Raw genomic sequence first — 24045 nt, forward strand, 5'->3', positions numbered from 1 at the left:
CCCCAAACCGGTGCACCGGGCACAGGGTGATTGGAAGGTCGGTCCGGCGCTATTTCGGGTGCGCAGGGCTTTCCGTGTGCACAGGGCTTTCCGTGTGCACAGGGCTTTTCATGTGAGCAGTGCCCTCCGGTCCGGCAGCGGCCGCGAGGGGGTCGGCCGGGGTGCCGGGAACGCTGTCCTCCTCCCGGAGCTGCTTCACCTCGGACTTGAAGATGCGCAGGGACTGGCCCAGGCTGCGGGCCAGCCCGGGGAGTTTGGGTGCACCGAACAGGATGATTGCCAGAACGACAACCACCACAATCTGCCAGCCTTCGAGCCTCATATCAGGGAACCTTCCGTGGGGATGGGTGTGGAGAAAACAGTGGGTCCCGGCGAAGCGGCGGACAGGCCGTGCAGTGCGCGCAGCAGGGCGCGGTTCCGGTCCCGCAGGCTCTGGCTTCCAACGGCGGACTCCGGGCAGTTCAGTTCGAAGCCGTGATAGGCGCCGGGGTACACGTGCAGCTCAGTGGGTACCCCGGACTGCATCAGCCGGGAGGCAAAGGCGATGTCCTCATCGCGGAACAGGTCCAGCTCGCCCGTCTGGATCAGGGTGGGCGGCAGGCCGGCCAGATCCGCGGCCAGTGCAGGGACGGCATACGGGGAATCCGCCGCAGCCGCGCCCAGATAACAGTTCCACGCGAATTCGCTGTGGGTCCGGTTCCAGGTGGGGATATCGCTGAATTCCCGGGCAGAGGCGGAGGTATGCGAGGCATCCAGCATCGGGTACATCAGGTAGGCGAACGCCAGGCCAGGCCCGCTGTCGTCGCGGTTGCGCAAGGCCAGCGCCGCGGCCAGGCCGCCGCCGGCGCTGGACCCGGCCACGGCCACCCGCACCGGATCCACGGACAGCGCTCCTGTCGAGGCAAAGAGCCATGCCAGCCCTGCGGCCGCGTCCTCAAGCGCCGCGGGGAAGGGATGTTCGGGAGCCAGCCGGTACTCCACGGCCACCACCACGGCGGCGGTCCGTGCGCAGAGATCGGCGCAGTACGGGGTGTCCAGTGCCACGCTGCCGGCAATCATCCCGCCGCCGTGCAACCAGTAAATGGCCGGATGCGGTCCCTGCCCCGGCGGGGTAAACACCCTCAACGTCAGTCCGGCCGCGTTCCAGTCGCGGACCGAGACGCCGGCCGGAAGGGCGGCATCTGCCGGAGCAGCCGCGTTTTCACGGAAGGCGGTTAGCTCCGCCAGCGACGTGGGCGGAGGATGCATCAGGGAATACTCCAACCTCGAAAGCAGCTCCGGGTCCACCCGGGCCAGGAAAGGCTTCATGAGGTCAGCGCGTCCGCGAACCAGCCGGTGATGGTGGCCGGGTGGGTAATGGCGGTGCCAACGACGACGGCGAACGCACCAGCGTCCAGTGCGGCACGGCCCTGCGCCGGGGTGTGGATCCGGCCTTCCGCAATGACGGGACGGCCGCCCAGGTCCAGCATGGCCAGCTCCTGCAGCAGCTTCAGATCGGGTCCGTCGGTTTTCGGCCGTTCGCCGGTGTACCCGGCGAGGGTGGTGCCGATGATGTCCGCACCGGCCTCCGCCGCAGCAACGGCGTCGGCAGCGGACCCGCAGTCGGCCATCACCAGTGCCGGGGACTGCCGGTGCACCCCTGCGACGGTTTCGGCCAGTGACAGCCCATCCGGGCGGGGCCGCCGGGTGCCGTCCAGGGCCACGATGTGCGCCCCGGCGTTCGCGCAGGCCAGGGCGTGATGCAGCGTAGGGGTGATGAATACGCCGTCGTGCCCGTCCTTCCAGAGCCCGATCACCGGCACCTCCACGGCCGAACGCACCGCCTGGATGTCGCCGATGCCCTGCACCCGCACCGCTGCCGCGCCGCCGATGACGGCGGACTGCGCCACCTGTGCGGTGGTACGCGGATCGCGCATCGGCTCGCCGGGATAGGCCTGGCAGGAAACGATCAGGCAGGAACGCAGGGCGTCGAGATTAAACATGGGATCCTTCGATAGAAAATGCCCGCCGGGCTGCGCCGCGGATGGCGGCGGTTTCGCCCAGCTGTGCGGGAACAATGGGCAGTCCGGCCAGCGGGCGCAGCAGTTCGCGGCGGGCCGTATCCTCCATGGCGTCCCACCAGAGCGGACCGGCGAACGCCAGACCGCCGCCCAGCACCACGACGGCGGGATCCAGGATGTTGGCCAGCCCGCCGATTGCCGACCCGGCGGCGGCGGCGCCGCGGCGGATGGCTTCGGACGCGGCCGGGTCGCCGTCGGCCGCCAGCCGGTACACCTCACGGGTGTCGAGTGCGCCGGTGCCGCCGAGCCGGGTGTAGAGCGCAAAGATTCCCGGCCCGGATGCCACGGCTTCCACATGCCCGGCGCCGCCGCAACTGCAGTCCAGCGGTTCGCCGGCATCGTAGGCGAACGGGGAGGCGAAGTGCCCCACATGCCCGGCGGTGAAGGTGGCCCCTTCGACGGGCCGGCCGTCCAGAACATAGCTGCCGCCCACGCCCGTGCCCATCCCGATGAACAGGACGCTGGGCACACCGGCGCCGGCACCAAGCCAGCTTTCGCCAAGCGCGTGGGCATGGACGTCGTTGAGCGCCGCCGCGGGCAGCCCGGTGCGGGCGGTGAGTTCGGCGGTAAGTTCGGTGCCCGCCCAGCCGAGGATCGCGTCCGTGGCAGAGGTGACCATCCCGCGGCCGGAATCGATGACCCCGGCCGCGCCGATGCCCAAGGCCTCCACGGCCAGGCCGCGCCGGCCGGCCTCGTCCAGCAGGGAGCGGGTGAGCCGGGCGGCGGTTTCCAGTACCTCGTCGGCACCGGCCTGTGACGGCGTGGGCACGGCGAAGGAGAACACCACGGTCCCCTCGGCGTCGACAATCCCGCCCGCGGTCTTGGTGCCGCCCAAATCAAGCCCGATCACGTGGCGCATGGAGATCAGAGCAGCCCGTTACGTTCGAGGATCACGCGGATGGCCGCGGTTTCGGCCTCGTTGAGCGCCGTCATGGGCGCGGACATCACATTGGTGTCAATGACGCCAAGCAGCATCAGGGCGGTCTTGAAGGCACCCAGGCCGCCGGCGCCGGGGGAGACCCGGCCGGGAGTGGGGGTGTAGACAATGGTGAACAGGTCCGCCAGCCGGTCCTGGAGGCGGGCAGCCTCGGCGTAGTCGCCGGCCTGCGCCGCGGCGTACAGGGCTGCGTAGCCAGCCGGGTCCACGTTGCCCAGGCCCGGAACCACGCCGTGCGCGCCGCCCAGCAGGGCGCCGTCGACCACTACCTCGTGACCGGTGAAGACCGCAAAGTCAGGGATCCCGCGGGTGGCCAGCAGCAGCTGGCGGAAGGACACGTCGTCGCCGGAGGAATCCTTCACACCGGCCAGGACACCGTCCTGCGCCAGGGCCACCAGCAGGGGCAGCGGCAGCTTGAAGTGGGTGCGGACCGGCACGTCGTAGGCGAACAGCGGCACGTCGAAGGCGGCGTGCAGGGCACGGAAGTGGGTTTCAGTCTCGGCCATGTCGGAGATGGCGTAGAACTGCGAGGTAGCGACAATCGCGTCCGCGCCCAGGCCGATCAGCCGCCGGCCCTCCTCGATCACGCGGGGTGTGGTCTGCTCGCTGGCACCGGCGATCAGGGGCACCGCGCCGGCGTTGACCCCGGCGATGGTGCGCATCACGGTGTCGCGCTCGCTGTTGGTCAGGTACGGGACCTCGCCGGAGGAACCCAGCACGAACAGGCCGGTGACGCCGCCGTCGAGCAGGTACTTGGTCAGCTTCTCCAGCGAGGCGGTGTCAATGGCGCCGTCAGCGGTGCGGGGCGTGACAACCGGCGGGATAACGCCGTGGAAGCGGGGCTGTGGTGCGTGTGACAAAAACTTCTCCAGTGCTTGGTGGTGCGGGTAAACGGGCAAAAACTACGGGATTACATGTGGAGCAGGCTGGGCGCGGCGCCGAGCAGGGACTTGGTGTAGTCATTGGCCGGCGCATCGAAAACTTGGCGGGCGGGACCTTCCTCGACGATCCGGCCGAAATACATCACGCAGATCCGGTCCGAGACGTAGCGGACGGTCTGGATGTCATGCGAAATGAAGACCATGCCCAGGTTCAGGTCCTTTTTCAGGTCCGAGAGCAGGTTCAGCACCTGTGCCCGCACCGAAACGTCCAGGGCCGACGTCGGCTCGTCGGCCACGATCACCGACGGGTCCAGGCACAGCGCCCGGGCAATGGCCACGCGCTGGCGCTGGCCGCCGGAGACTTGATGCGGGGTGACCTCGGCGGCGGACTGGGGCAGGCCCACAAGGGCCAGCAGTTCCTTCACCTTGGCGTCCCGGGTCTGCTGGTTGCCGATGCCGTGCACCTGCAGCGGATCGGTGAGGATGTCGTGGATGGTCATCCGCGGGTTCAGGGCGGTGGCCGGGTCCTGGAACACCACCCCGACGTCGCGGCCGAAGGTTTTCTTCGACGACGACGCCCGGGTGCTTACCTTCTTGCCGTGGAACAGGACAGAGCCCGACGTCGGCTCCTGCAGTCCCACAAGAACGGAGGCGAGGGTGGATTTGCCGCAGCCGGACTCGCCCACAATGCCTACGGTTTCGCCGCGGCGGACGGTGAAGTCCACGCCGTCCACCGCCTTGACGATGTTCGGGCGGAAGAGTGAACCGGTGCGGGCCCGGTGGTGGACCTTTACCTCCTTCAGTTCCAGGACGGGTGCGGTGTCTGCGTGCTGCGCGGTGCTGCTCATGAGTCCTGCCTTGCTGTCGTGCCGGATTCCACCAGGGCCGCCGGGGGATGCGGGGCGTCGCCGGTTTCGTGACTGGCCCAGAAGTGGTCCGTGGTGCCTACGCGGACAAACTGCAATACCTGGTTCGGATCGGCGTCCGGCCGCAGTGAACGTTCGGCAAACCTGTCCCCGGCGGCGAAGTCCTTCGGGGAGGGGACGGTGCCCTGGATCTGGTGCAGCCGGTCCGCGCCGGCTTCGATGGAGAGCACCGCGCCCAGCAGTCCGCGGGTGTATTCGTGCCGCGGATCGCCGAGCAGCTCGGGGACGTCCGCGGATTCAACCACCTGTCCGGCGTACATCACGGTGACTTTGTGGGCCAGGGACGCGACGAGGGCCAGATCGTGGCTGACAAAGACCATGGCGAAGCCCAGCTGCTCGCGCAGTTCGTTGAGCAGGTCCACTACCTGCTTCTGCACGGTGACGTCCAGGGCGGTGGTCGGTTCGTCCGCCACCACGATCTTGGGCGAGCGGGACAGGGCCATGGCAATCAGCACGCGCTGGCGCTGGCCGCCGGAGAGCTCGTGCGGATAGCTCTTGAGCGTGCGATCGGGATCCAGCTTCACCATTTCCAGCAGTTCCCGCGGGCTCTTCCGGCCGCCGCGGCGGGTCAGCTGGAGCATCTGGTCCTTGATCAGCATGGACGGGTTCAGCGAGCTGAGCGCGTCCTGGTAGACCATGGCGATCTGCTCTCCGCGCAGGCCCTTGTACAGCCGGTCGCGCTCCTTGGGGCTGTTGGTGAGCAGCTCCTTGCCGCGGTACCTGATGGAACCGGTGAGCCGGGCGGTGGCCGGCAGCAGGCCCATGATGGCCAGCGAGGTGATGGATTTGCCGCAGCCGGATTCACCCACCAGGCCCATGGTTTCGCCTTCGCGGACGGTGAAGCTGACCCGGTCCACAATGGCGGTGTCGCCGTAGCGTTCCGGGAAGTGGATGGAGAGGTCCCGCACCTCCAGGATCACCGGGGCGTCGGCGCTGACCGGGGGCAGCCGGTCCGAGCGGCGGGCCTCCGCGGCGGCCAGGTGCTCGAGTTCCGCTGCCAGGGCCTCCAGTGACCCTGCCTTGGTGACGCGGGAGCCGGCGTCCGAGCGCAGGGAGCCGGGCACTGCAGTGCCGGACGCGGCGGTGCCGGCGGCTAGGTCGGTGTCCGTTCCGGCATCTGCGGATGCGGTGAGCGGGGAGTCGGCCAGCGAGGTGCCGGCCGGGTCCAGCACGGACGGCTGGGCGGGGGTTGCGACGGCGTCGGCGGCCCGCTTCTTTTTGCGCCGGGTGCCCGGGTTGACCATGGCATCGGTGAGGCCTTCGGCCAGGATGTTCAGCGCCAGGACGGTGAGCAGGATGGTGATGCCGCCGAACGTCGTCGGCCACCAGGCTCCGCTGAAGACCACGTTGCGGCCGTCCGCCATCACGTTGCCCCAGGATGCGGCGGGCTGCTGCACGCCGGCGCCGAGGAAGGACAGCGAGGCTTCCAGAATGATTGCGTCCGCCACCATGACGGTGGCGAAGACCAGCACCGGGGCCGCGCAGTTGCGGGCAATGTGCTTGAGGAGGATGTAGGTGCGGCCTGCGCCGATGACGCGTTCGGCGCGCACGTAGTCCTCCCCGTACTGGGCCAGCACGTTGGCGCGGACCACGCGGGCCAGCTGCGGGGTGTAGACAATGGCGATGGCCAGGATCAGCACAGGCACTGTGGAACCGAACAGGTTCAGCGAGTGCTCACGGAGCGCAAACAGCAGGGCGGCGGCCAGCGCGATGCCGGGGAAGGCCATCATGATGTCCAGGATCCGCATCACGGTTTCGCTCACGGCCTTGCGGGAGGTGGCGGCGATGGCGCCCAGGATGGAACCCAGCACCAGGGCCAGCGCGACCGCGCCCAGGCCGATGGAGATGGAGACCCGCGCTCCGTAGAGCATCCGGGAAAAGACGTCGTAGCTGGAGCCGTCGGTGCCGAAGAGGTGGTCGCCGTTGGGGGCGAGGACGGGGGCACTGGATTCGTTTTCGCCGTAGGGGGCGAGGAGCGGCCCGAAGATTGCCACCAGCACAATGAAGGCCAGGAACCCGAGGGCGAGCTTGGAGCTGATGCTCAGCGCGGTAAAGCGGGCCCCGGTGCTGCTGAGCCGTTCGGTAAGTCCGTTGCGCATGGGTTACACCGTCCGGATTCGAGGATTGATGAGCAGGTACAGCAGGTCAACCACAATGTTGACCAGCACAAAGGCGACGGCGATGGTGAGCACGGCGCCCTGGACGAGGTTGGTGTCCGACGTCGTCAGGCCCACCACAATGAGATCGCCCATGCCGTTGAGGCTGAAGATTTTTTCGATGACGACGGCGCCGCCCAGCAGGTAGCCCACCCGCAGGCCCAGCACGGTGACCGGGGTGACCAGCGCGTTGCGCAGGACGTTGCGGGCCACCACGGTGCGGTAGGGCACGCCGTTGCCGATGGCCGTGCGGACGTAGTCCCGGTCCAGTTCCTCCACCATGGAGGTCCGCACCACGCGGATGAGCGAGGCGGAGACGGGGATGCCCAGCGCCAGGGCCGGCAGGGCCATGGAGTAGAGCCAGCCGACAAAGCCGTACTGGTCCGCCCAGGCCAGGCCGCCGGTGGGGAAGATGGAGCCTTCGGGCAGGGCCAACCACTGGATCAGCAGGATGGCCAGCCAGAAGGAAGGGGTGGCGATGGCCGCAATGGAGAAGATGCGGATGGCCTGGTCCGGCCAGCGGTCCCGGTACAGGGCCGCGGCCACGCCGAGGGTCAGGGCGAGGACGACGGCGAGCAGGATGCCCAGGAAGGTTAGCTGCAGCGTCACCGGGAAGGCGGTGGCGATCTTGGCGGCCACGGATTCTTCGGGCGGGTTGGTGGTGCCGAAGTCCAGCCGGATCACCCCGGCGAGGTAGCGGAAGAACTGGATCACGAGGGAATCGTTGAGCCCGCGTTCCTCCCGCCAGGCCTCCTTGGCTTCTTCACTGGCGTTTTCGCCGAGGACGGCGGTGGCGCGGTCAGCCGGTACTACCGAGAGGACGATGAAGACCATGATGGTCACGCCCAGCAGCATGATCGGCAGGGCAGCCAGCCGGCGGCCCAGCAGGCGGAAAAACATTGTCACTGCATAACTCCAATACAGGGGGAGGCCGGCGGGACGCCCGGGGGGAGGCGTCCCGCCATGTGCGGTGGTGCTACTTGCGTCCTACCCCGATGAAGGACACGCCGGTGGTGGGTAGCGGCTGGAAGCCGTCCAGCGCGTTGCTGTCCCATGCGGTGGGCAGCTTGCGGTGGAACAGCGGGTACAGCGGGGCTTCCTCGGCCACGATGTTGACCACTTCGGCGTGGATCTTCTTCGCCTCGTCCTCGCTGACCTGCACGGCTTGGTCCAGCTTTTGCTGCACGGCGGCGTATTCAGGGGTGGTGTTCCAGCCGGCGCGGCCTTCCATCCAGGTGGCGCCGCGGTAGAACCAGCTGAGCAGGATGTCGCCGTCGTTGCCGAAGACCGAGGGATCGCCGGGGGCGCAGAGGACGTCGAAGTTCTTGCCGCCCACCTTTTCCGGTGCGTAGACGGCGGCGGACTGCAGGATCTCCAGGGTGGTGGTGACCCCGATGGCGTCCCAGTACTCCTTGATCAGCGGCACCACGCGGGTGACCCAGCCGGTGTCGGTGGAGGTGAGGGTGATGCTCATGTTCTCCATGCCGGCCTCGGCGAGCAGTGACTTGGCCTTGGCGGCGTCGAACCCGTAGGAGGTGGAGGCCTCGGAATAGGAAGGGTGGCCCTCCTGGAAGTAGGACGACGCGGCGGTCGCATTGCCCAGCAGGGCCTTGGAGATCACTGCATCGGTGTCGATGGCGTAGTGCAGGGCCTGCCGCACGCGCTTGTCGGCGAATTTGTCGGACACACAGTTGAACATCAGGAACAGCAGGCCGAAGGACTGCACCGATTCCACGTCCACCTTGGCGGCCAGCTGGTCCACGTCCAGGTAGGGGACGTCCTCGATGGCTTGGGTGCGGGACGGAACGGCGGCCACGCGGGCGGCCGGGTCGGCCAGCAGCAGCCAGGTCATGTCGGCGACGCGGGCCGGGTACTTGCCGTTGTAGCCGTCGAACTTCTTGAAGACAATGCGGTCTTCCTTGACCGCTGACACCAGGCTGTAGGGGCCCGAGCCGACGGGTTTCAGATCGAATCCGGCGGGATCGGCCTTCACCACGGCTTCGGGCACCACCTTGATGACGGAGATACGCGAGCTGAAGCCCGGGAAGGGGTACTTGAGCTTGAACTGGACGGTGGACTCATCCTTGGCGGACACCGAGTCGATGAAGGGGATGAAGCCGGCGAACAGGGACTTGTTGGCCGGGTCCATCACGCGCTGGAAGGAGAACACCACGTCGGCGGCGGTGACCGGATCGCCGTTGTGGAACGTGGCCCCGTCGCGGAGCTGCACCTCGTAGGTGGTGTCATCCACCTTGACCGGCTCGGCCTTGGCCAGGGCGAGGTAGGACTCGCGGGTGGCCGGGTGCAGCTCGGTGAGGCCTTCGAAGATGTGCAGGTTGGCTGCCTGCGGGGTGGCTCCGGTGGAGAGCATCGGATCGAAGCCGGTGGACAGCTGGTAGGAGATGCCAGCCTCGATGGAACCGGTGCCTTCCGCTGCGGCGCCGGTGCCGGCAGGAGCCGGGTTGCCGCCGGGGCTGCAGGCGGCAATGGAACCGGCAAAGGCTGCGGCGGCACCCATGACGCCTGCAAGCTTGAGGAAATTGCGGCGGCTCGAGTCTTTCAGCAGCCCGCCGGGTTCAAAAGAGTTGCTCATCTATTGCCTCACCATCCGAAGTCACTTATCGGACGTAGGATGTCCGAAGTTGTCTCGTGAACTGTAAGGTTCATCACAACACCGCGTCAAGCCTTGTTGATAAGGAGCGACTGGAAGTCCTTTGCAACAGGTAGGACATCCTATAACCTCAATACCATTCCGATTCCGCACCATCCCATCCCTGCCAGGAGGACCTCAATGAGTCTGCCCGACGCGTCACTGCCGCCGGCGCGGTTCAGTGCCCAAAACCGTTCGCGTGCCCTGCAGGCGGAGATCATGGAGCTCATCCTCGACCGGGACCTGAAGGCCGGGGATGCGCTGCCCACCGAGGCGGAACTGGCGGGCGTGCTGGGTATCGGGCGGAACACGCTGCGTGAGGCACTCAAGGTGCTCCAGGCCCTGGGCGTGGTGGAAATCCGCCACGGATTCGGCATGTTTGTGGCACCGGCGAACTTTGACGCACTGGCGGACGGCCTCACCTTTCGGGGCCGGCTGTCCCTGCGGCACGAAGGCAAGGAAGCCCTGCAGTTGGTGGACGTGCGCCAGGCACTGGAAGCCGGGCTCGTGGGGGAGGCGATGGATCTCTTTACCCCGGAACACCTCGCGGACATTGAAGCCACCGTCCGCGAAATGGAAACCCGGGCCGAGCGCGGGGAAATCTTCACCGAGGTGGACGAGACCTTCCACTACCAGCTGTTTGAACCGCTGGGCAACGAACTGCTGTCCAACCTGATGTCCGTGTTCTGGAAGGTGTACGGCAAGATCCACGCCGAGCTGGGCGTGGACCCCCTGATCAATCTGGTGGAGACCGCGGCCGTCCACCGCAACATTTTCGAGGCGGTCAAGGACGGCGACAAGGAACTGGCCTCCGAGCGGCTGCGGCGCCACTTCGACGGCATCCGGGCCGAACTCGCCAAACTTCCCGAGGCCCCGTGAGCGCCGGAACCATGAACCTCATCCGCTGCTCGGGGGACTCCGCGCTGGGACGGGCGGGCGCCGACGTCGTGCTGGAGGCGCTCGCCCGGCCCGCTCCCGTGATCGGCGTGGCCACCGGATCCTCGCCGTCGCCGGTGTATGCCGCCCTGGCCGCCAGTGAAGCCGATTTCGGCAAGGCCAGCTGGTTTGCCCTCGATGAATACGTGGGCCTGCCCCCGGGGCATCCGGAAAGCTATGCCGAGGTGCTGCGCCGGGAAATCATTGAACCCCTGGACCTGGACCCGGTGCGGGTCCACCTTCCGGACCCGCACCGGCCGAACCTGCAGGACGCCGCCCGCCATTACGAACAACTGATTGCCGGTGCCGGCGGGATAGACCTGCAGATCCTGGGAATCGGACGCAACGGGCACCTGGCTTTCAACGAGCCCGGAGCCGCGCTGGACTCGCGCACCCGGGTGGAAACCCTGACCGAGGACACGCGGCGCGCCAACCAGCGATTCTTCGCTTCCCTGGACGAGGTGCCGACACACTGCCTCACACAGGGGCTCGGAACTATTCGCGAGGCCAGGCAGCTGTTGCTGATAGCGCGGGGGCAGGACAAAGCCGATGCCCTTGCCCGCGCCCTGACCGGCCCGGTGACGCCGGACTGTCCGGCCTCAGTGCTGCAGCTGCACGGAAACGTCACGGTGCTGGTGGACGACGGCGCGGCCTCCCTGCTCAGCTAAGCCCGGCCGGATTCCGCGGAAGGTACTAAAAACGCAAGGCCTGCCGTCGTATTCTTGCCGTATTAGCCGCGCCGGCCATTGGAGGCTGGATGTTCACTCTTCGTACACTCGGCGGCATCGCACTTCTGCTGGCGGGTTCGAGCTGGCTTTGGCTAACCCCGTGGTTCGCCGGCCGGGGCGTGGACACCACCGGATTCCTCTGGAGCGCGGCGCTGGTGCTGTGCCTGCTGTCCGTCCTTGGTTTCGCTGTTGCCACCTGGGCATTATTTGCCCGCTGGGGCTGGTGGGAATACGTGACGCTCGGTTCCGCCGGGCTGGGTTTGGTGGTGCTGCTGCCCTACTGGTTCGCCGCCGTGGGCGGCGGCGAACCAGTAGGCACCGTGGGGTGGAACGTCTTCATCCACATCCTGATGGTGGGGATCATTGCCTTGCTGCTGCTGGTACCGGCGTTGCAGCGGTGGGTCCATCAGGTGGTGATGGGCTGACGAACGGCCTACAGTTCGGTGGTCACCTTCCAGGAGGAGTGGATGGCGCCGTGGATGTAGTTGACCGCACCGGCATCGCCGACGACGTCGCAGGTGATGTCCGCGGCCCGCAGCTCGTCCGCGAGGGGAGCCGCCGACGTCGTGCCGTCTGCGTAGACCACCATGTCCGCAGGAGCGGTGAAGCTCTCCTCGCCCACGGTCCACTCCACGCTCTTGGGGGTGATGCGCGTGATGGAGGCGTTGCGGTGGATCTTCACGCCGTGCTTTTCGGCGTCCTTCACCGCGGTCCAGCGCCGGGGCATGGCCAGCGGCAGGCCGAGCTGCTGCTTTTCGTGCAGCAGCGTCACGCGGCGGCCGCGCTCGGCCAGGAATTCGGCGAGTTCCAGGCCCACCAGTGAACCGCCGATGACCACCACGTCCTTGCCCATGGGCAGCCAGAACTTGGTGAACTGACGGACGAACTCGGGGCTCTTGGTGACGCCGGAGAGCCGGCCGAGCTTGCCGAGCGTGCTCAGCACCGCACCGGCTTCCTCAGCAGTGGCCGTTCCGAGCATCATGGCGCGCAGCGTGTCACCGGTCTGCACAACAGGCAGGTCGCCGCCCGGGAAATCCGGCTTCGGGCGGACGGCGCCCGTGGCGATGATGACGTGGTCCGGGTGCAGCGCCCGAATGGATTCCACCGTGGCCTTGGTGTTCAGCTTGACCGCGATGTTCAGGCGCTTGATTTCGGACTTGAACCAGCGCAGCAGCCGCTCATTGTCGGGGGTGGTCATGGTGGAGAACCACATGGTGCCGCCGAGGCGGTCCGACTTGTCCACCACGGTGACGCGGTGGCCGCGTTCGGTCAGCACCCGGGCGCTCTCGAGGCCGGCCGGACCGGCGCCGACGACCACCACGTGCTTGGAAGCGGAGGCCGGTTTCAGCGGCAGCAGGGCTTCGTTGCCGAGGGCGGGGTTGACGGCGCAGAACGGGGTGTCGTCGAAGAAGTTCTCGGCAACGCAGAGGTAGCAGTTGATGCAGGGGCGCACCTGGTCGAACTTGCCGTCGCGGAGCTTGTTCGGCAGCTCCGGATCGGCCAGCAGCTGGCGGCCCATGGCGGCGAAGTCGATCTGCCCGGCGGCCAGTGCCTTTTCGGACACCTCCGGCAGCATGCGGCCGACGGCGATGACGGGAACGCTGACGTGCTTCTTGATCTCGGCCGCGTTCTCCAGGTAGGCGCCGACCTTGTTCGGCAGCGGGCCGTCGGTGAAGTTGTCGAACGGGTTCCGGCCCCAGCCGGTGACGTGAATGGCGTCCGCGCCGGCCTGCTCGAACAGCTTGGACGCTTCGACTGCTTCGTCGAGCGTCAGGCCGCCGTCCTGCCCGTATTCCTCGCCGGCCACGCGGACCAGGACGGCCAGGCGGTCGCCCACGCGCTGCTTGACCGCGCTGATGACCTCGCAGGCCAGCCGGGCCCGGTTCTCCAGCGGGCCGCCGTATTCATCCGTGCGCTTGTTGTCGCGCTGGTTCAGGAACACGCCCAGGATGTAGCCGTGCGCCACGTGGATTTCGACGGCGTCGCAGCCGGCCTTGGCAATGCGCTCGGCGGCGTCTGCCCAGGTCTTGACCAGCCAGGCGATGTCCTCGTGCGTCATCTCTTTGTAGGATGTCTGCTTGCCGGCCGTCGCGGCGCCCATCTTGCCGAGCTCTTCGCGGGTGCTGTCGGCCAGGGCGGACATGTCGTAGCTGTAGTCCGGCTGGTTGGGGGCGAGCACCGGGCGGTCGTTGGCCGTGTCCACGCGGGCCACCTTGCCGTGGTGCGTGGACTGGATGCACAGCTTGCTGCCGGCGGCGTGGACGGCATCGGCCAGCGCCTTGAGTCCGGGAATGTACTTGTCATCCGAGAGGCCGGGTTCCTTCATGGAGGCCGCGCCGTGCGGGAAGGCGATGGCGCAGGCGCCGGTGATGATCAGTCCGGCGCCTCCGGCGGCGCGGGACACGTAGTGATCGATCTCAGGCTGCTCGATCTCACCGTGCTCCGAGACATTCATGTCCATGGCAGGGAGAACGATGCGGTTGTGCGTTTCCATGGGGCCGATACGGCCCGGATTCATCAGGTGGGGGAAGGTTTTAGTACTCACAGTGGTACTTTACCGCCGTTGTTTACACCGTATACAAATTGTCTTGCCGCAGGTGCTGCGCCCGTCGAAATCATGAGGGTTCCCTTCCGGTGTGCGCGGCATCGGCGGCGTTTTCCCCGCCCGCGGATGAGTACGCTGGAAGGATGCGCAAGGAAACCCTCTGGGAAGCAAAAAAGAAGCAGAATCCGGGACACTCCGCCTGGTACATCCAGCGGTTCGAGCAGATGCGCGAGCAGGGTACGGATCTGCACGGTGAGGCACGGATGATCGATGCCATGGTGCCGCGCGGCGCACGGATCCTCGACGCCGGCGCCGGTCCCGGCCGGGTGGGCGGCGAACTGGCCCGTCGCGGGCACGCCGTCGTCGGCGTGGATGTGGACCCCGAACTGATCGATGCGGCGCGGAAGGACCATCCCCAGGCCAGCTGGCTCGTCGGGGACCTCGCCGAGCTGGACCTCCCCGCCGAGGGCATCCGTGAGCCGTTTGACCTGATTGTCTGTGCCGGCAACGTGATGACGTTCCTGGCCCCCGGCACCGCGGGCGAGGTGCTGGCCCGGATGCGCGCGCACCTCGCGCCGGAGGGGCGGGTGGTGATCGGCTTCGGCGCCGGCCGCGGCTATGACTTCGGGCAGTTCTTCGCCGACGCTGAGGCAGCCGGGCTGAGCGTGGACCTGAAGCTGTCCACCTGGGACCTGCGCCCACTGACCCCGGACGCCGGGTTCGTGGTGGCGGTACTTTCCGCCGCGCCCGGCGCCGGGGCGTGAGCCGTCCGGTCCTGCTGGACACCGGCGCCCCGGCTGCGGCGCGGCAGGCAGCACTTGCCGACCTGGCCCAGCGGGCCGCAGCATCGGGAGGATCGGTTGACGCCGCCCTGAGCCTGCTTGCACAGGCCGAGGCGCTGGCGCCGCTGCCCGGCACCGGCGCCACCGTCCGGCTCTGGGAACTGCTGGCCACCCTGGGAGCGGCGGACCTCACCGTGGCCCGGGTGGTGGAGCCCTACCTCGATGCCGTTGCCATCCTGGCCCAGGCCGGAATGGACAGTGCTTCCGCCGGTGCATCGTGGGGCGTGTACGCCGCCGAGGCCCCCGGGCTGCGGCTGGACGCCCGGCAGGAAGGCAGCGGTTGGCGACTAACCGGCACCAAACCGTGGTGCTCCCTGGCCGCGCAGCTGGACCGTGCCGTGGTCACCGCCCACACCGGGCCCGGCACCCGCCGTGCCTTCTCCGTGGACCTGAGGCATGCCGGCGTTCGCCCGGGCAGGGGGACCTGGATCAGCCGCGGGCTGGCCGCCGTGGACAGCACCCCGGTCGATTTCTCCGATGTGCCGGCCGTGCCCGTGGGCGGGGACAACTGGTACCTCGAACGGAGCGGCTTCGCCTGGGGCGGCATTGGCGTTGCCGCGGTCTGGTTCGGCGGGGCCATGGGTGTCGCCCGCCGGCTGGCCGCCGCCGGCCGGAGCCGGGAACCGGACCAGATTGCCCTCATGCTGCTGGGCCGGACGGACACTGCCCTGCATGCCGCCCGCCGCGTCCTGGCCGCCGCAGCGGCCGACGTCGACGCCGGCCGTGCCAACGGGCCCGACGGCGCCCTGCTCGCCGGGCAGGTCCGGGCCGTGGTGGCGGACGCCGCCGAGGAGGTCCTCCGGCTGGCCGGCCACGGGCTGGGTCCCGCACCGCTGACCGGCGAGGAGTGTCACGCCCGGCGCGTCGCGGACCTGCAGGTCTATCTGCGCCAGCACCATGCCGAACGGGACTCGGCAGCCCTCGGCCGTGCCCTGCTCACCGGCGGAGGCGAGCCATGGTGAGCTTCACCCATCGGGACCCGACGCCGGGTGAAGAGAGCTGGCTGCCGGCACTGGCCGGGCTGCCCGGGCTGGCGGATGTCCTGCCGGAGCCGCCCCGCAGGCTGGTGGTCCTTGCCGCGCACCCGGACGATGAATCCCTTGGCGTCGGCGGCCTGATCACGGCGCTCGCGGCCGCCGGCACCGCCGTCGACATAGTGGTGGCGACCGCCGGGGAAGCCTCCCACCCCGAGTCCCCGACCCACACCCCGCAGACCCTCACCGTGCTGCGGGAAGCGGAGCTGCGCGCCGCCGTCGGCCGCCTCGCTCCGGACGCCCGGGTCCACCTGTTGGGGCTGCCGGACGGGCAGCTGGCTCCCCACCGGGAGGAGCTGGACACGTTCCTTGCCGGGCTGGTCGGCACCGACACGGACGGACTCTGGCTGGCTGCCCCCTGGCGCCGGGACGGGCATACCGACCACGACGCCGCCGGAGCGGCCGCGGCTAGACTGGCCGACAAGGCCAGGGTGCCGCTGCTGGAATACCCGATCTGGCTCTGGCACTGGGGCACCGCCAAGGACCTGCCCGAGGACGTGCACACGCTCGCCCTGACACAGGACGCCGCCACTGCCAAGGCCGCGGCGATGGACGCCCACCACAGCCAGGTGGCCCCCCTCTCGGACCTGCCGGGGGACGAGGCACTCCTGGCGCCGGAGGTCCTGGCCCACTTTGAGCGGCCCTTCGAGACGTTCATCGTGACCGTGCCGCGGACCGGCAAACAGGTTTTCGAAGACCTCTATGCCTCCTCACCGGACCCCTGGAACTTCGGGGACAGCTTCTATGAACGGCGCAAACGGGAACTGACCCTGGCCCTGCTGCCGCGTGAACGGTTCGGCCGCGTCTTTGAACCCGGCTGCTCCATCGGAGTGCTCACCGAAGAGCTGGCCCGCCGTGCGGACAGCGTCACCGCCATGGATATTTCAGAGCGCGCCCTGGAACTGGCCCGGCAGCGGATCGGCGCGGCCCAGCGGATCCGTCTCCGCCAGGGCTCCATCCCGGAAGACTGGCCGGAGGGCAGCTTCGATCTGGTGATCCTCTCCGAGATCGGCTATTTCCTCACCCGGGAACAGCTCCGCGGTACGGTCCTCCGGGCTGCGGAAGCCCTGGATCGCGACGGTGTGCTGCTGCTGTGCCACTGGCGGCATCCGATCCGGGACTGGCCGATGGACGGGGACGAGGTGCATGAGGTGTTCCGGGCGGACAGCGGACTGGAGCTGCTGGCTGAACACTGCGAGGCCGATTTCCGTATTGATGTGCTGGTGCATCCGCCGGCCCGGTCCGTGGCTGACCGGGAAGGGCTGCTGTGACCCGGCCGCACGTCGGCGTCGTCATTCCTGCCCGCAACGAGGAACAGCTCCTGCCCCGCTGCCTCGCCGCGGTGTCCGCCGCCGTAGCGGCGCTGCGGGAACAGGATGCCGCCGCGGAGGTGAGCGTGGCGGTGGTGCTCGACTCCTGCACCGACGGCTCCGCCCTGGCCGCCGAACAGGCCGGCCTGCAGCTGGGGCTGGACCTGCACCTGCTGCAGACGCAGTCAGGGCCGGTGGGGGCGGCCCGGGCGGCCGGCACCGCGGCCATGCTCGGGCTGGGCGCGCAGTGGATTGCCGCTACCGACGCGGACACCGTGGTGCCGGGCAGTTGGCTGACCGTCCAGCGGGGCTTCGCCGACGCCGGTTATGAGCTGGTCCTTGGCACGGTGGTGCCTGACGCGGCGGACCTCAGTTCGGCACACCTGAGCCGCTGGCATGCCGAACATGAGCTGACCGAGGGCCATCCCTACATCCATGGGGCGAACATGGCCTTCTCCTCGCGTGCCTACGCCGCCGCTGGCGGGTTCGAAGCCCTGCACGTCCACGAAGATATCCAGTTGGTCGCGCGGATCCGGGCCGCAGGGGCGCGCTGGATCGCCACGGACGATATGCGCGCCGTCACCTCCGGGCGGCTGGACGGGAGGACTCCGGCCGGTTTTTCCGGCTATCTCCGCCGGCTTGGCGCCTGAGCTTCGCACAGACAGGGGAATGCCCAGGGAAACGCCGACGGCGCCGCCCGGTGAGGTGGCCGGGCGGCGCCGTCGCGCGGTGATCCTTGGATCCGGGTAGCTACTTGCCGGCCACCAGCTCCGGGTGGTGCAGCTTGGCGACCTGCGGGTGGGCACGCAGCCAGCCCTTGAGCACGTTGGCCCCATAGGACGCGAGCATCGGGTTCTCCGGATCATCGGAGATGCCCCGGGACTGCCCGGCCAGGGCCTGCGGCAGCTGCACCGGGTCAATCACCGCATCCAGCCGCGGGGACCAGAAGAACGGAATGGCGTACCGGTCCACCCCGGGTGCCGGGGCGAGCACCCGGTGGATGGTGGCCGAGAGGTAACCTTGGGTGGCCACCTCGAGCATTTCGCCCAGGTTCACCACCAGGGCGCCGGGGATGGGTTCGACCGGAAGCCAGGTGTCGGACTCGTGCGGCTTCACTTCCAGCCCGCCCACCGAATCCTGCAGCAGCAGGGTGACGAAGCCGTAGTCGGCGTGCGAGCCAACTCCCTGGGTGCCGGCTTCCTTCACCACCCCGCCCACGTAGTGGATGAGCTTGGCCATCCAGGCCGGGGTGCCCTCAAACGGTTCGGTGAAGTGGTCCTCGGGCAGCTCCAGGGACACAGCGATGGCAGCGAGCAGTTCCGCACCCACCTCGGACATCCGCTCGGCCCAGGCCATGGAGGTGCTGCGCAGCTCGGGCAGCACCTCGTCCGGGAACAGGTTCGGGCCCTGCACCAGCCAGTACGGCTGGTCTGCGGGATAGTCCGTGGCGGGTTCGCGTTCCGGCCCGAAGTCCACCTGTTCGCGCGAATCCGGGCGGCCGCGGGTGATCTCGGTGCCGAGCCGGGTGTAACCGCGGAAGTGCGGGGACTTGCGGTTGTCCAGAGCCAGACGGTCCTCCAGCGGGAGATCAAAGAACCGTTTGGTCACGCTGAACAGGTCCTCCACCATGGCTTCGCCGGCGCCGTAGCCGACGAGCTGGAAGAAGCCGATCCGGTGCGTCGCGTCGCGCAGCTGATCGATGAATTCGGAGTTGAAGGAGCCGTCGGCATTGCGTGCCGTGCTCAGGTCAAGAACGGGGATTGACTCGGGAATCGCACTCATTCCGGCAACGTATCACCGGGCCGAGTCAACTCTGTACCGAATGTTACGAAGTGCTATCCGCCACCTCTAAACCCGCTGCGGAAAACCGGAATTGGGTGTCCGGTCAGCGGATGCGATGAAATGGGAACACGTCAACGGAAAGGCACACAGTGCAGAACAGCACCGAGAACAGCACTCTTTACGGGATTCCCCTGACTCTCCTGGACGGCACCGAAACCACGTTCGGGGACCTTTTCCGCGGCAAGGCCGTGCTGGTGGTCAACGTGGCTTCGCGCTGCGGATACACGCGGCAGTATGAAGGGCTGCAGGCCCTCTACGAGACCTACCAGCACCGGAACTTCGCCATCCTCGGTGTGCCCAGCAACCAGTTCGCCGGGCAGGAACCGGGCACTGCAGAGGAGATCGCCGAGTTCTGCTCACGCAACTACGGCGTGAGCTTCCCGCTGGCCGCAAAGACCGACGTCAACGGACCAGGCCGGCACCCGCTCTACACCGAGCTGACCAAGTTCCGCGACGGTGAACTGGGCGAAGACATCGGCTGGAACTTCGAGAAATTCCTGGTTACCGACAGCGGTGAAGTGGTGGGCCGCTTCGCCTCCGCCGTCGCCCCCGGCGCACCGGAAATTCAGGAGTCCGTGGAGGCCGTGCTGCGCCTGGAGTAGCCAGGCTCAGAGCACGACGGCGTCGTCCGCGGCCTCGCCCGCGGACATCGCCGCCCAGCGTTCAAAGTACAGCGCGCCGGCGTCGTCGTGGATCAGGGACCCTGCCGTCAGGACCGGATACTCCGTCTCCGGTACGCCGTCCGCCGGCCGCACGTCCACATGCGCCACGTCAAAGCCCAGTCGGGACAGCTCATCGGCCATGGCGTAGTCGGTGCGGGAATCACCCACTGTGCGCCAGCTGCGCGGAACGGCTGTGCCCGCCGCCTCCAGCATCGCCAGTGCCCGCCGTGCGCCCAGGTCCTTGCCCACGCCCACGGCTTCAATGTCGGTGGAGATGATGGTCGGGTCAATCCGGAAGGACACCTTCCCGGCGGCGTCGGGAATGGTGCGGTCCAGGCGCTGCCCGCCCAGGCCGGCCAGCCCCAGCTGCTCCAGCGCATCGGCGTCGAAGAGCGCCTGCTCGGAGAGATAGTCGGCATTGTCCACGTGCACGTGCTGTTCCACGGAAAGCATGGCCAGCTTGGTCTCGTCGAAGAACATGGTCCGCGAGTACTTCTCATTCACCAGATTGCGGATTGTTTCGGCATAGTCGCCCGGGACCTTCAGCTCCGGATCCACCTGCGGCTGCTCCGGTCCGGTTCCGTCGAAGGAGAACCAGACTGCCCCCTTCTCGCAGACGGCATGCACCCGCACGCCCTCGGGCAGGCCGGCGGCGATCATGGGCTGCATCACCTGCTGCCGGATGAAGTCATCGGAGCGGCCGGTATTGAAGATGACGGGCCAGCCGGCCACGGCCAGGGCGACCAGGTCGCGGATGATGGCCGGACGGACGGTCCGGGAGACCGGGCTGGCAACGGGACCGTCGACGTCGAGCAGGAGACCAAGGCGGGAAGCGGAGAAGTTCACCCCTCCAGTATCCCGTCTCCGCACAGTGGCCGGTGCACGCCGGCACGGCACGCGGAGGGGTAACAGAGTGCCAATCTGGCATTCCCGCAGGCTCGCGCCCGAGCGTCGCTGTTTCTTTGGGTGCCGTTGTTCTTTACTCTGTACTAGTGATCTTCAAAGCTGTTGGCGACGTACGCCCCTACCCTGACCATGGATACGTAACACCGAAGGACTGGGCGGCCGTACCTCCCCGGCAGGTTCGGCTGGATGAGCTGGTAACTACGAAGGCCACGCTGGACCTCGGTGCACTGCTGGCCGAGGACTCCACCTTTTTCGGAGACCTGTTCCCGCACGTCGTCCAATGGAAGGGCACCATGTATCTCGAAGACGGACTGCACCGGGCCGTACGGACGGCCCTTCACCAGCGGACTATCCTGCACGCACGCGTGCTGGTCCTCGATGACTAACCAGCCTCCCGACGGTACCCCCGTTGAGGATGATTCGAGGGAATGGCACGGCCACCGGATCATTACCGGCGGCGAACTCGACGAGGTGTTTGCACCTTCCGACGAGCCGGACCTGATCCAGCGGTCAGCACGGCGACGGCGGCTGCATACCGCGGTGCTTGGCTTCCTGGCTTTCCTGCTGCTGCTGGCGGTGGTGCTGGTACAGGGGCTGGTGTCGGGTTGGGTGCGGCTGCCGGCAGCAGAGCCCACCGCCCAGGCAGGCCCGGCGGACGAATGTCCTGCCGGGCCTTTTCCGTATCTGGATCCGGCCGCGGTCAGCGTCAACATCTATAACTCGACGGCAGCGCCGGGCCTGGCCGGTACCGTGGCCACTGAGCTGGGGGCGCGGGGCTTCCAGATCGGCACGGTGGGCAACTCCAGCGTGAACCGGGCCGGCATGACGGCCCTGGTGCTGTCCGGGACCTCCGGTTTCGCCGCCGCCTACACACTCCAGCAGCACGTTCCCGACACCCAGTACGTGCACGATGACAGGACGGATGCCTCCGTGGACCTGGTGATCGGCTCCGGCTATGAGAATCTGCTGCCGGCCGAACAGGCAGTGGCGGCCGGGCCCGGGGCGCTCAGCTGTCCCGGCGCCGAGACCTCACCCGCCGCGGGGTAAGCCGGCCCGGCGCCCCGGCGGCTGTTCTAGTTGCAGCCGTCCGGTCCGCAGACAGCACCGTCGGCAGAGCCGGACGCCGGCGTCAGGTTCACCAGCGGATGTGACTCCTGCCAGGCCTGTTCCAGTGCCGAGGAGAACACCTCCGCAGGCTGCGCGCCCGAGATGCCGTACTTCTCGTCCAGCACAAAGAACGGCACGCCGCTGATCCCCAGGGCCCGTGCCTGGGCAATGTCCGCGTTTACGGCGTCGGTGTATTCGTCCGAGGCAAGCATGGCCTGCACCCGGCCGGCGTCCAGGTCCAGGCCGGTGCCGATCTCCGCGAGGGTTTCCGCCGAACCAATGTCGCGGCCCTTCTCGAAGTGGGCCGAGAGCAGCGCTTCCTTGGCGGCGTCGGCGGCTGCGTTGCCGCCTTCGGCGCGGGCGAGATGGATCAGCCGGTGCGCGGAGAAGCTGTTGGCGACCACCAGGGAGTCATAGTCATAGGACAGCCCCTCGCCGGCGGCCTGGACAGTGACCTGTTCGAGCATGCCGGCCAGCTGTGCGGGGTCAATGCCCTTGCGCTCACTGAGATACTGCACCTCGGTGCCCTCATAGTGCTCGGGCAGGGTCGGGTCGAGCTGGAAGCTGTGCCACTGCACCTCTACCTCGTCCCGGTGCGGGAAACCAGCCAGTGCGGCTTCGAAGCGGCGCTTGCCGATGTAGCACCACGGGCAGGCAATGTCGGACCAGATATCAATCTTCATACCCCCTGCAACGCGGAAAGGACCGGGTACCATTCCCGCACGGACGAACGCTGTGCGGAAAAGGTCCCGGTCCTGACCGGTGCGGATACTGAAGCGGTATCCGCACCACGCCCCCAGGGGCTACGCCACCGCCAGCTCCTGCGCTTCGTGCAGGAAGCGGGCGTAGGCGGGCACGGTGAGGAAGGTGGGGAAATGCTCCCCGCACGCTACTTCCTCAAACAGTTCACGGGCGTCCTCGAAGCGGTCACCCTCGAAACGCTGCAGGTTGGCGAACTCCTCGTCCAGCAGTTCCTCCACCCACTGATGCGTCACGATTTCACCCTCGTCGGTCACGGCGGAGGTGTGGATCCACTGCCAGATCTGCGAACGGGAGATTTCCGCGGTGGCCGCGTCCTCCATCAGGTTGTTGATGGCTGCAGCGCCGTTGCCGCGCAGCCAGGACTCGATGTAGCGGATGCCCACCTCGATGTTGCTGCGGATGCCGGCCTCCGTGATGACCCCGGGCGTGGAGGCGACGTCCAGCAGCGCCTTGTCATTGGGCACCACGTCCTCGCGGGTCCGCTCCAGCTGGTTGGGACGTTCGCCGAGAACGCCGTCGAACACCTCCATGGCCACCGGCACCAGGTCCGGGTGGGCCACCCAGGACCCGTCGAAGCCGTCGCCGGCCTCGCGGGTCTTGTCGGCGCGCACCTTCTCCATGGCAACGTCGTTCGCGGCTGCATCCTTGCGGTTCGGGATGAAGGCCGCCATGCCGCCGATGGCGTGGGCGCCGCGGCGGTGGCAGGCACGCACCAGCTGTTCGGTGTACGCCCGCATGAACGGGGCGGTCATGGTCACCATGTTGCGGTCCGGCAGGACAAACCGGGGTCCGCGGGTGCGGAAGTTCTTGATCACCGAGAAGATGTAGTCCCAGCGGCCGGCGTTCAGGCCGGCGGCGTGGTCCCGCAGCTCGTAGAGGATTTCCTCCATCTCGAAGGCGGCCGTGATGGTTTCGATCAGCACCGTGGCGCGGATGGTGCCCTGCGGGATGCCCAGCAGGTCCTGCGCCAGGACAAAGATGTCATTCCACAGGCGGGCTTCGAGGTGGTTCTCGATCTTCGGCAGGTAGAAGTAGGGGCCGCGGCCCTGGGAGATCAGCCGCTGGGCGTTGTGGAAGAAGTACAGGCCGAAGTCCACAATGCCGCCGGCAATGGGGGTGTTGTCGATCAGCATGTGCTTTTCCGGCAGGTGCCAGCCGCGGGGGCGGACCACAATGGTGGGCAGGTCCGTGAGGGACGTGCCCTGCACCCGGTATTCCTTGCCCTCCGGGGAGGTGAAGTCGATCCGGCGGTCCAGGGCATCGCGCAGGTTCAGCTGGCCGTTGACCACGTTGGACCAGGACGGGGTGGAGGAATCCTCCATGTCCGCCAGCCATACCTTGGCGCCGGAGTTCAGGGCGTTGATGGTCATCTTGCGGTCCACCGGGCCGGTGATTTCCACGCGGCGGTCCTCCAGGCCGGGGGCGGTGGGGGCCACGCGCCAGGACTCGTCCTCGCGGATGTGCCGGGTTTCGGCCAGGAAGGCCGGGTCCGCGCCGTTGGAGATCTGCTGGCGGCGGGCCTGGCGCTGCTGAAGGAGTTCCTGCCGACGGGTGGCCGTGGCCCGGTGCAGTGCCTTGACGAAGTCCAGTGCCTGCGGAGTCAGAATTTCCTCCTGCCGCCGCACTGCGGGGGCGGTGAGGGAAATGCCGTTCAGGGTGATGGGGTCATTCATGGCGTTCTCCTTGGGGTGATTCAAAGCTGTGGGGTGATGCGGCGGGGCCGGCAGCCGGTTCGGGCGCCAACCCCGCCGCATCTGGCTG

Annotated in this window: 24 protein-coding genes; 10 read left to right on the forward strand and 14 right to left on the reverse strand. The window is 67.9% G+C overall.

Annotated elements, in window-relative coordinates; genetic code table 11:
• Window positions 1-49: 49 nt before the first annotated feature.
• From tatA to AC5RTS_RS08630, 9 genes are all read right to left on the reverse strand, one after another.
• Complete coding sequence (gene tatA / locus AC5RTS_RS08590; RefSeq protein WP_493991652.1) at window positions 50-322, reverse strand: Sec-independent protein translocase subunit TatA; 273 nt, start codon at window positions 320-322, stop codon at window positions 50-52.
• On the reverse strand, window positions 319-1308 hold the full coding sequence (locus AC5RTS_RS08595; RefSeq protein ID WP_493991653.1) for an alpha/beta hydrolase: 990 nt from the start codon (window positions 1306-1308) through the stop codon (window positions 319-321). Before AC5RTS_RS08595 ends, tatA begins: the two co-directional genes overlap by 4 nt.
• Window positions 1305-1982, reverse strand: coding sequence for an N-acetylmannosamine-6-phosphate 2-epimerase (locus AC5RTS_RS08600; RefSeq protein WP_493991654.1), 678 nt, complete (start codon window positions 1980-1982; stop codon window positions 1305-1307). Before AC5RTS_RS08600 ends, AC5RTS_RS08595 begins: the two co-directional genes overlap by 4 nt.
• On the reverse strand, window positions 1975-2919 hold the full coding sequence (locus tag AC5RTS_RS08605) for an ROK family protein (RefSeq protein ID WP_493991655.1): 945 nt from the start codon (window positions 2917-2919) through the stop codon (window positions 1975-1977). Before AC5RTS_RS08605 ends, AC5RTS_RS08600 begins: the two co-directional genes overlap by 8 nt.
• Before the next feature lie 5 nt (window positions 2920-2924).
• The gene (locus AC5RTS_RS08610) at window positions 2925-3857 is read right to left on the reverse strand and encodes a dihydrodipicolinate synthase family protein (protein WP_493991656.1); all 933 of its coding nucleotides are present in this window, start codon (window positions 3855-3857) and stop codon (window positions 2925-2927) included.
• 50 nt (window positions 3858-3907) lie between these two features.
• Complete coding sequence (locus tag AC5RTS_RS08615; RefSeq protein WP_493991657.1) at window positions 3908-4726, reverse strand: ATP-binding cassette domain-containing protein; 819 nt, start codon at window positions 4724-4726, stop codon at window positions 3908-3910.
• Entirely contained in the window at window positions 4723-6903 is a 2181-nt protein-coding gene (locus AC5RTS_RS08620; RefSeq protein ID WP_493991658.1) for a dipeptide/oligopeptide/nickel ABC transporter permease/ATP-binding protein, read from the reverse strand. Before AC5RTS_RS08620 ends, AC5RTS_RS08615 begins: the two co-directional genes overlap by 4 nt.
• A gap of 3 nt (window positions 6904-6906) precedes the next feature.
• Complete coding sequence (locus tag AC5RTS_RS08625) at window positions 6907-7866, reverse strand: ABC transporter permease (protein ID WP_493991659.1); 960 nt, start codon at window positions 7864-7866, stop codon at window positions 6907-6909.
• 70 nt (window positions 7867-7936) lie between these two features.
• Window positions 7937-9553: an ABC transporter substrate-binding protein gene (locus AC5RTS_RS08630; protein ID WP_493991660.1), complete on the reverse strand. Its 1617-nt coding sequence runs from the start codon at window positions 9551-9553 to the stop codon at window positions 7937-7939.
• Window positions 9554-9751: 198 nt separating this feature from the next.
• Between AC5RTS_RS08630 and AC5RTS_RS08635 the strand changes: the two genes are divergently transcribed.
• From AC5RTS_RS08635 to AC5RTS_RS08645, 3 genes are all read left to right on the forward strand, one after another.
• Entirely contained in the window at window positions 9752-10489 is a 738-nt protein-coding gene (locus AC5RTS_RS08635; protein ID WP_493991661.1) for a FadR/GntR family transcriptional regulator, read from the forward strand.
• Complete coding sequence (locus AC5RTS_RS08640) at window positions 10486-11214, forward strand: glucosamine-6-phosphate deaminase (RefSeq protein ID WP_493991662.1); 729 nt, start codon at window positions 10486-10488, stop codon at window positions 11212-11214. Before AC5RTS_RS08635 ends, AC5RTS_RS08640 begins: the two co-directional genes overlap by 4 nt.
• Before the next feature lie 89 nt (window positions 11215-11303).
• Complete coding sequence (locus AC5RTS_RS08645) at window positions 11304-11699, forward strand: hypothetical protein (RefSeq protein WP_493991663.1); 396 nt, start codon at window positions 11304-11306, stop codon at window positions 11697-11699.
• A gap of 8 nt (window positions 11700-11707) precedes the next feature.
• On the opposite strand, the gene AC5RTS_RS08650 is transcribed toward AC5RTS_RS08645, so the two are convergent.
• A complete protein-coding gene (locus AC5RTS_RS08650; protein WP_493991664.1) occupies window positions 11708-13819 on the reverse strand; it encodes an FAD-dependent oxidoreductase in 2112 nt (703 codons plus the stop codon).
• A gap of 143 nt (window positions 13820-13962) precedes the next feature.
• On the opposite strand from AC5RTS_RS08650, the gene AC5RTS_RS08655 reads away from it, so the two are divergent.
• The 4 genes from AC5RTS_RS08655 to AC5RTS_RS08670 are packed head-to-tail and all read left to right on the forward strand — an operon-like array spanning window position 13963 to window position 17655.
• Window positions 13963-14583, forward strand: coding sequence for a class I SAM-dependent methyltransferase (locus tag AC5RTS_RS08655; RefSeq protein ID WP_493991665.1), 621 nt, complete (start codon window positions 13963-13965; stop codon window positions 14581-14583).
• Entirely contained in the window at window positions 14580-15623 is a 1044-nt protein-coding gene (locus tag AC5RTS_RS08660) for an acyl-CoA dehydrogenase (RefSeq protein ID WP_493991666.1), read from the forward strand. The genes AC5RTS_RS08655 and AC5RTS_RS08660 overlap by 4 nt, the downstream gene beginning before the upstream one ends.
• On the forward strand, window positions 15620-16966 hold the full coding sequence (locus AC5RTS_RS08665) for a PIG-L family deacetylase (RefSeq protein ID WP_493991667.1): 1347 nt from the start codon (window positions 15620-15622) through the stop codon (window positions 16964-16966). Before AC5RTS_RS08660 ends, AC5RTS_RS08665 begins: the two co-directional genes overlap by 4 nt.
• A complete protein-coding gene (locus AC5RTS_RS08670; protein ID WP_493991668.1) occupies window positions 16963-17655 on the forward strand; it encodes a glycosyltransferase family 2 protein in 693 nt (230 codons plus the stop codon). Before AC5RTS_RS08665 ends, AC5RTS_RS08670 begins: the two co-directional genes overlap by 4 nt.
• Before the next feature lie 100 nt (window positions 17656-17755).
• Here the strand turns inward: AC5RTS_RS08670 and AC5RTS_RS08675 are convergent, their stop codons facing one another.
• Window positions 17756-18787 (reverse strand): isopenicillin N synthase family dioxygenase, encoded by a 1032-nt coding sequence (locus AC5RTS_RS08675; protein WP_493991669.1) that lies wholly within the window; start codon window positions 18785-18787, stop codon window positions 17756-17758.
• 149 nt (window positions 18788-18936) lie between these two features.
• Between AC5RTS_RS08675 and AC5RTS_RS08680 the strand changes: the two genes are divergently transcribed.
• Window positions 18937-19449 carry a glutathione peroxidase gene (locus AC5RTS_RS08680; protein WP_493991670.1) on the forward strand — a complete coding sequence of 171 codons (513 nt, stop codon included), beginning with the start codon at window positions 18937-18939 and terminating at the stop codon, window positions 19447-19449.
• 6 nt (window positions 19450-19455) lie between these two features.
• Here AC5RTS_RS08680 and AC5RTS_RS08685 read toward each other — a convergent pair whose 3' ends face one another.
• Window positions 19456-20355, reverse strand: coding sequence for a hypothetical protein (locus tag AC5RTS_RS08685; protein ID WP_493991671.1), 900 nt, complete (start codon window positions 20353-20355; stop codon window positions 19456-19458).
• A gap of 146 nt (window positions 20356-20501) precedes the next feature.
• On the opposite strand from AC5RTS_RS08685, the gene AC5RTS_RS08690 reads away from it, so the two are divergent.
• Both AC5RTS_RS08690 and AC5RTS_RS08695 read left to right on the forward strand, forming a co-directional pair.
• Complete coding sequence (locus AC5RTS_RS08690; RefSeq protein WP_227904874.1) at window positions 20502-20801, forward strand: type II toxin-antitoxin system VapB family antitoxin; 300 nt, start codon at window positions 20502-20504, stop codon at window positions 20799-20801.
• On the forward strand, window positions 20794-21462 hold the full coding sequence (locus AC5RTS_RS08695; RefSeq protein WP_493991672.1) for a LytR C-terminal domain-containing protein: 669 nt from the start codon (window positions 20794-20796) through the stop codon (window positions 21460-21462). Before AC5RTS_RS08690 ends, AC5RTS_RS08695 begins: the two co-directional genes overlap by 8 nt.
• A 26-nt stretch (window positions 21463-21488) precedes the next feature.
• Here the strand turns inward: AC5RTS_RS08695 and AC5RTS_RS08700 are convergent, their stop codons facing one another.
• The gene (locus AC5RTS_RS08700; protein ID WP_493991673.1) at window positions 21489-22205 is read right to left on the reverse strand and encodes a DsbA family oxidoreductase; all 717 of its coding nucleotides are present in this window, start codon (window positions 22203-22205) and stop codon (window positions 21489-21491) included.
• A 120-nt stretch (window positions 22206-22325) separates the two neighbouring features.
• Entirely contained in the window at window positions 22326-23957 is a 1632-nt protein-coding gene (aceB, locus tag AC5RTS_RS08705; RefSeq protein ID WP_493991674.1) for a malate synthase A, read from the reverse strand.
• Window positions 23958-24045 lie beyond the last annotated feature (88 nt).

This window comes from Arthrobacter sp. MDT1-49-2 (assembly GCF_059090185.1).

Excerpts from the sequence above, each read along its gene's own strand:
- AC5RTS_RS08615 (WP_493991657.1), bottom strand. The coding sequence starts at position 4,726 with ATGAGCAGCACCGCGCAGCACGCAGACACCGCACCCGTCCTGGAACTG.
- AC5RTS_RS08595 (WP_493991653.1), bottom strand. The coding sequence starts at position 1,308 with ATGAAGCCTTTCCTGGCCCGGGTGGACCCGGAGCTGCTTTCGAGGTTG.
- AC5RTS_RS08620 (WP_493991658.1), bottom strand. The coding sequence starts at position 6,903 with ATGCGCAACGGACTTACCGAACGGCTCAGCAGCACCGGGGCCCGCTTT.
- aceB (WP_493991674.1), bottom strand. The coding sequence starts at position 23,957 with ATGAATGACCCCATCACCCTGAACGGCATTTCCCTCACCGCCCCCGCA.
- AC5RTS_RS08635 (WP_493991661.1), top strand. The coding sequence starts at position 9,752 with ATGAGTCTGCCCGACGCGTCACTGCCGCCGGCGCGGTTCAGTGCCCAA.
- AC5RTS_RS08600 (WP_493991654.1), bottom strand. The coding sequence starts at position 1,982 with ATGTTTAATCTCGACGCCCTGCGTTCCTGCCTGATCGTTTCCTGCCAG.
- AC5RTS_RS08700 (WP_493991673.1), bottom strand. The coding sequence starts at position 22,205 with ATGAAGATTGATATCTGGTCCGACATTGCCTGCCCGTGGTGCTACATC.
- AC5RTS_RS08645 (WP_493991663.1), top strand. The coding sequence starts at position 11,304 with ATGTTCACTCTTCGTACACTCGGCGGCATCGCACTTCTGCTGGCGGGT.
- AC5RTS_RS08630 (WP_493991660.1), bottom strand. The coding sequence starts at position 9,553 with ATGAGCAACTCTTTTGAACCCGGCGGGCTGCTGAAAGACTCGAGCCGC.
- AC5RTS_RS08655 (WP_493991665.1), top strand. The coding sequence starts at position 13,963 with ATGCGCAAGGAAACCCTCTGGGAAGCAAAAAAGAAGCAGAATCCGGGA.
- AC5RTS_RS08695 (WP_493991672.1), top strand. The coding sequence starts at position 20,794 with ATGACTAACCAGCCTCCCGACGGTACCCCCGTTGAGGATGATTCGAGG.
- AC5RTS_RS08605 (WP_493991655.1), bottom strand. The coding sequence starts at position 2,919 with ATGCGCCACGTGATCGGGCTTGATTTGGGCGGCACCAAGACCGCGGGC.
- AC5RTS_RS08675 (WP_493991669.1), bottom strand. The coding sequence starts at position 18,787 with ATGAGTGCGATTCCCGAGTCAATCCCCGTTCTTGACCTGAGCACGGCA.
- tatA (WP_493991652.1), bottom strand. The coding sequence starts at position 322 with ATGAGGCTCGAAGGCTGGCAGATTGTGGTGGTTGTCGTTCTGGCAATC.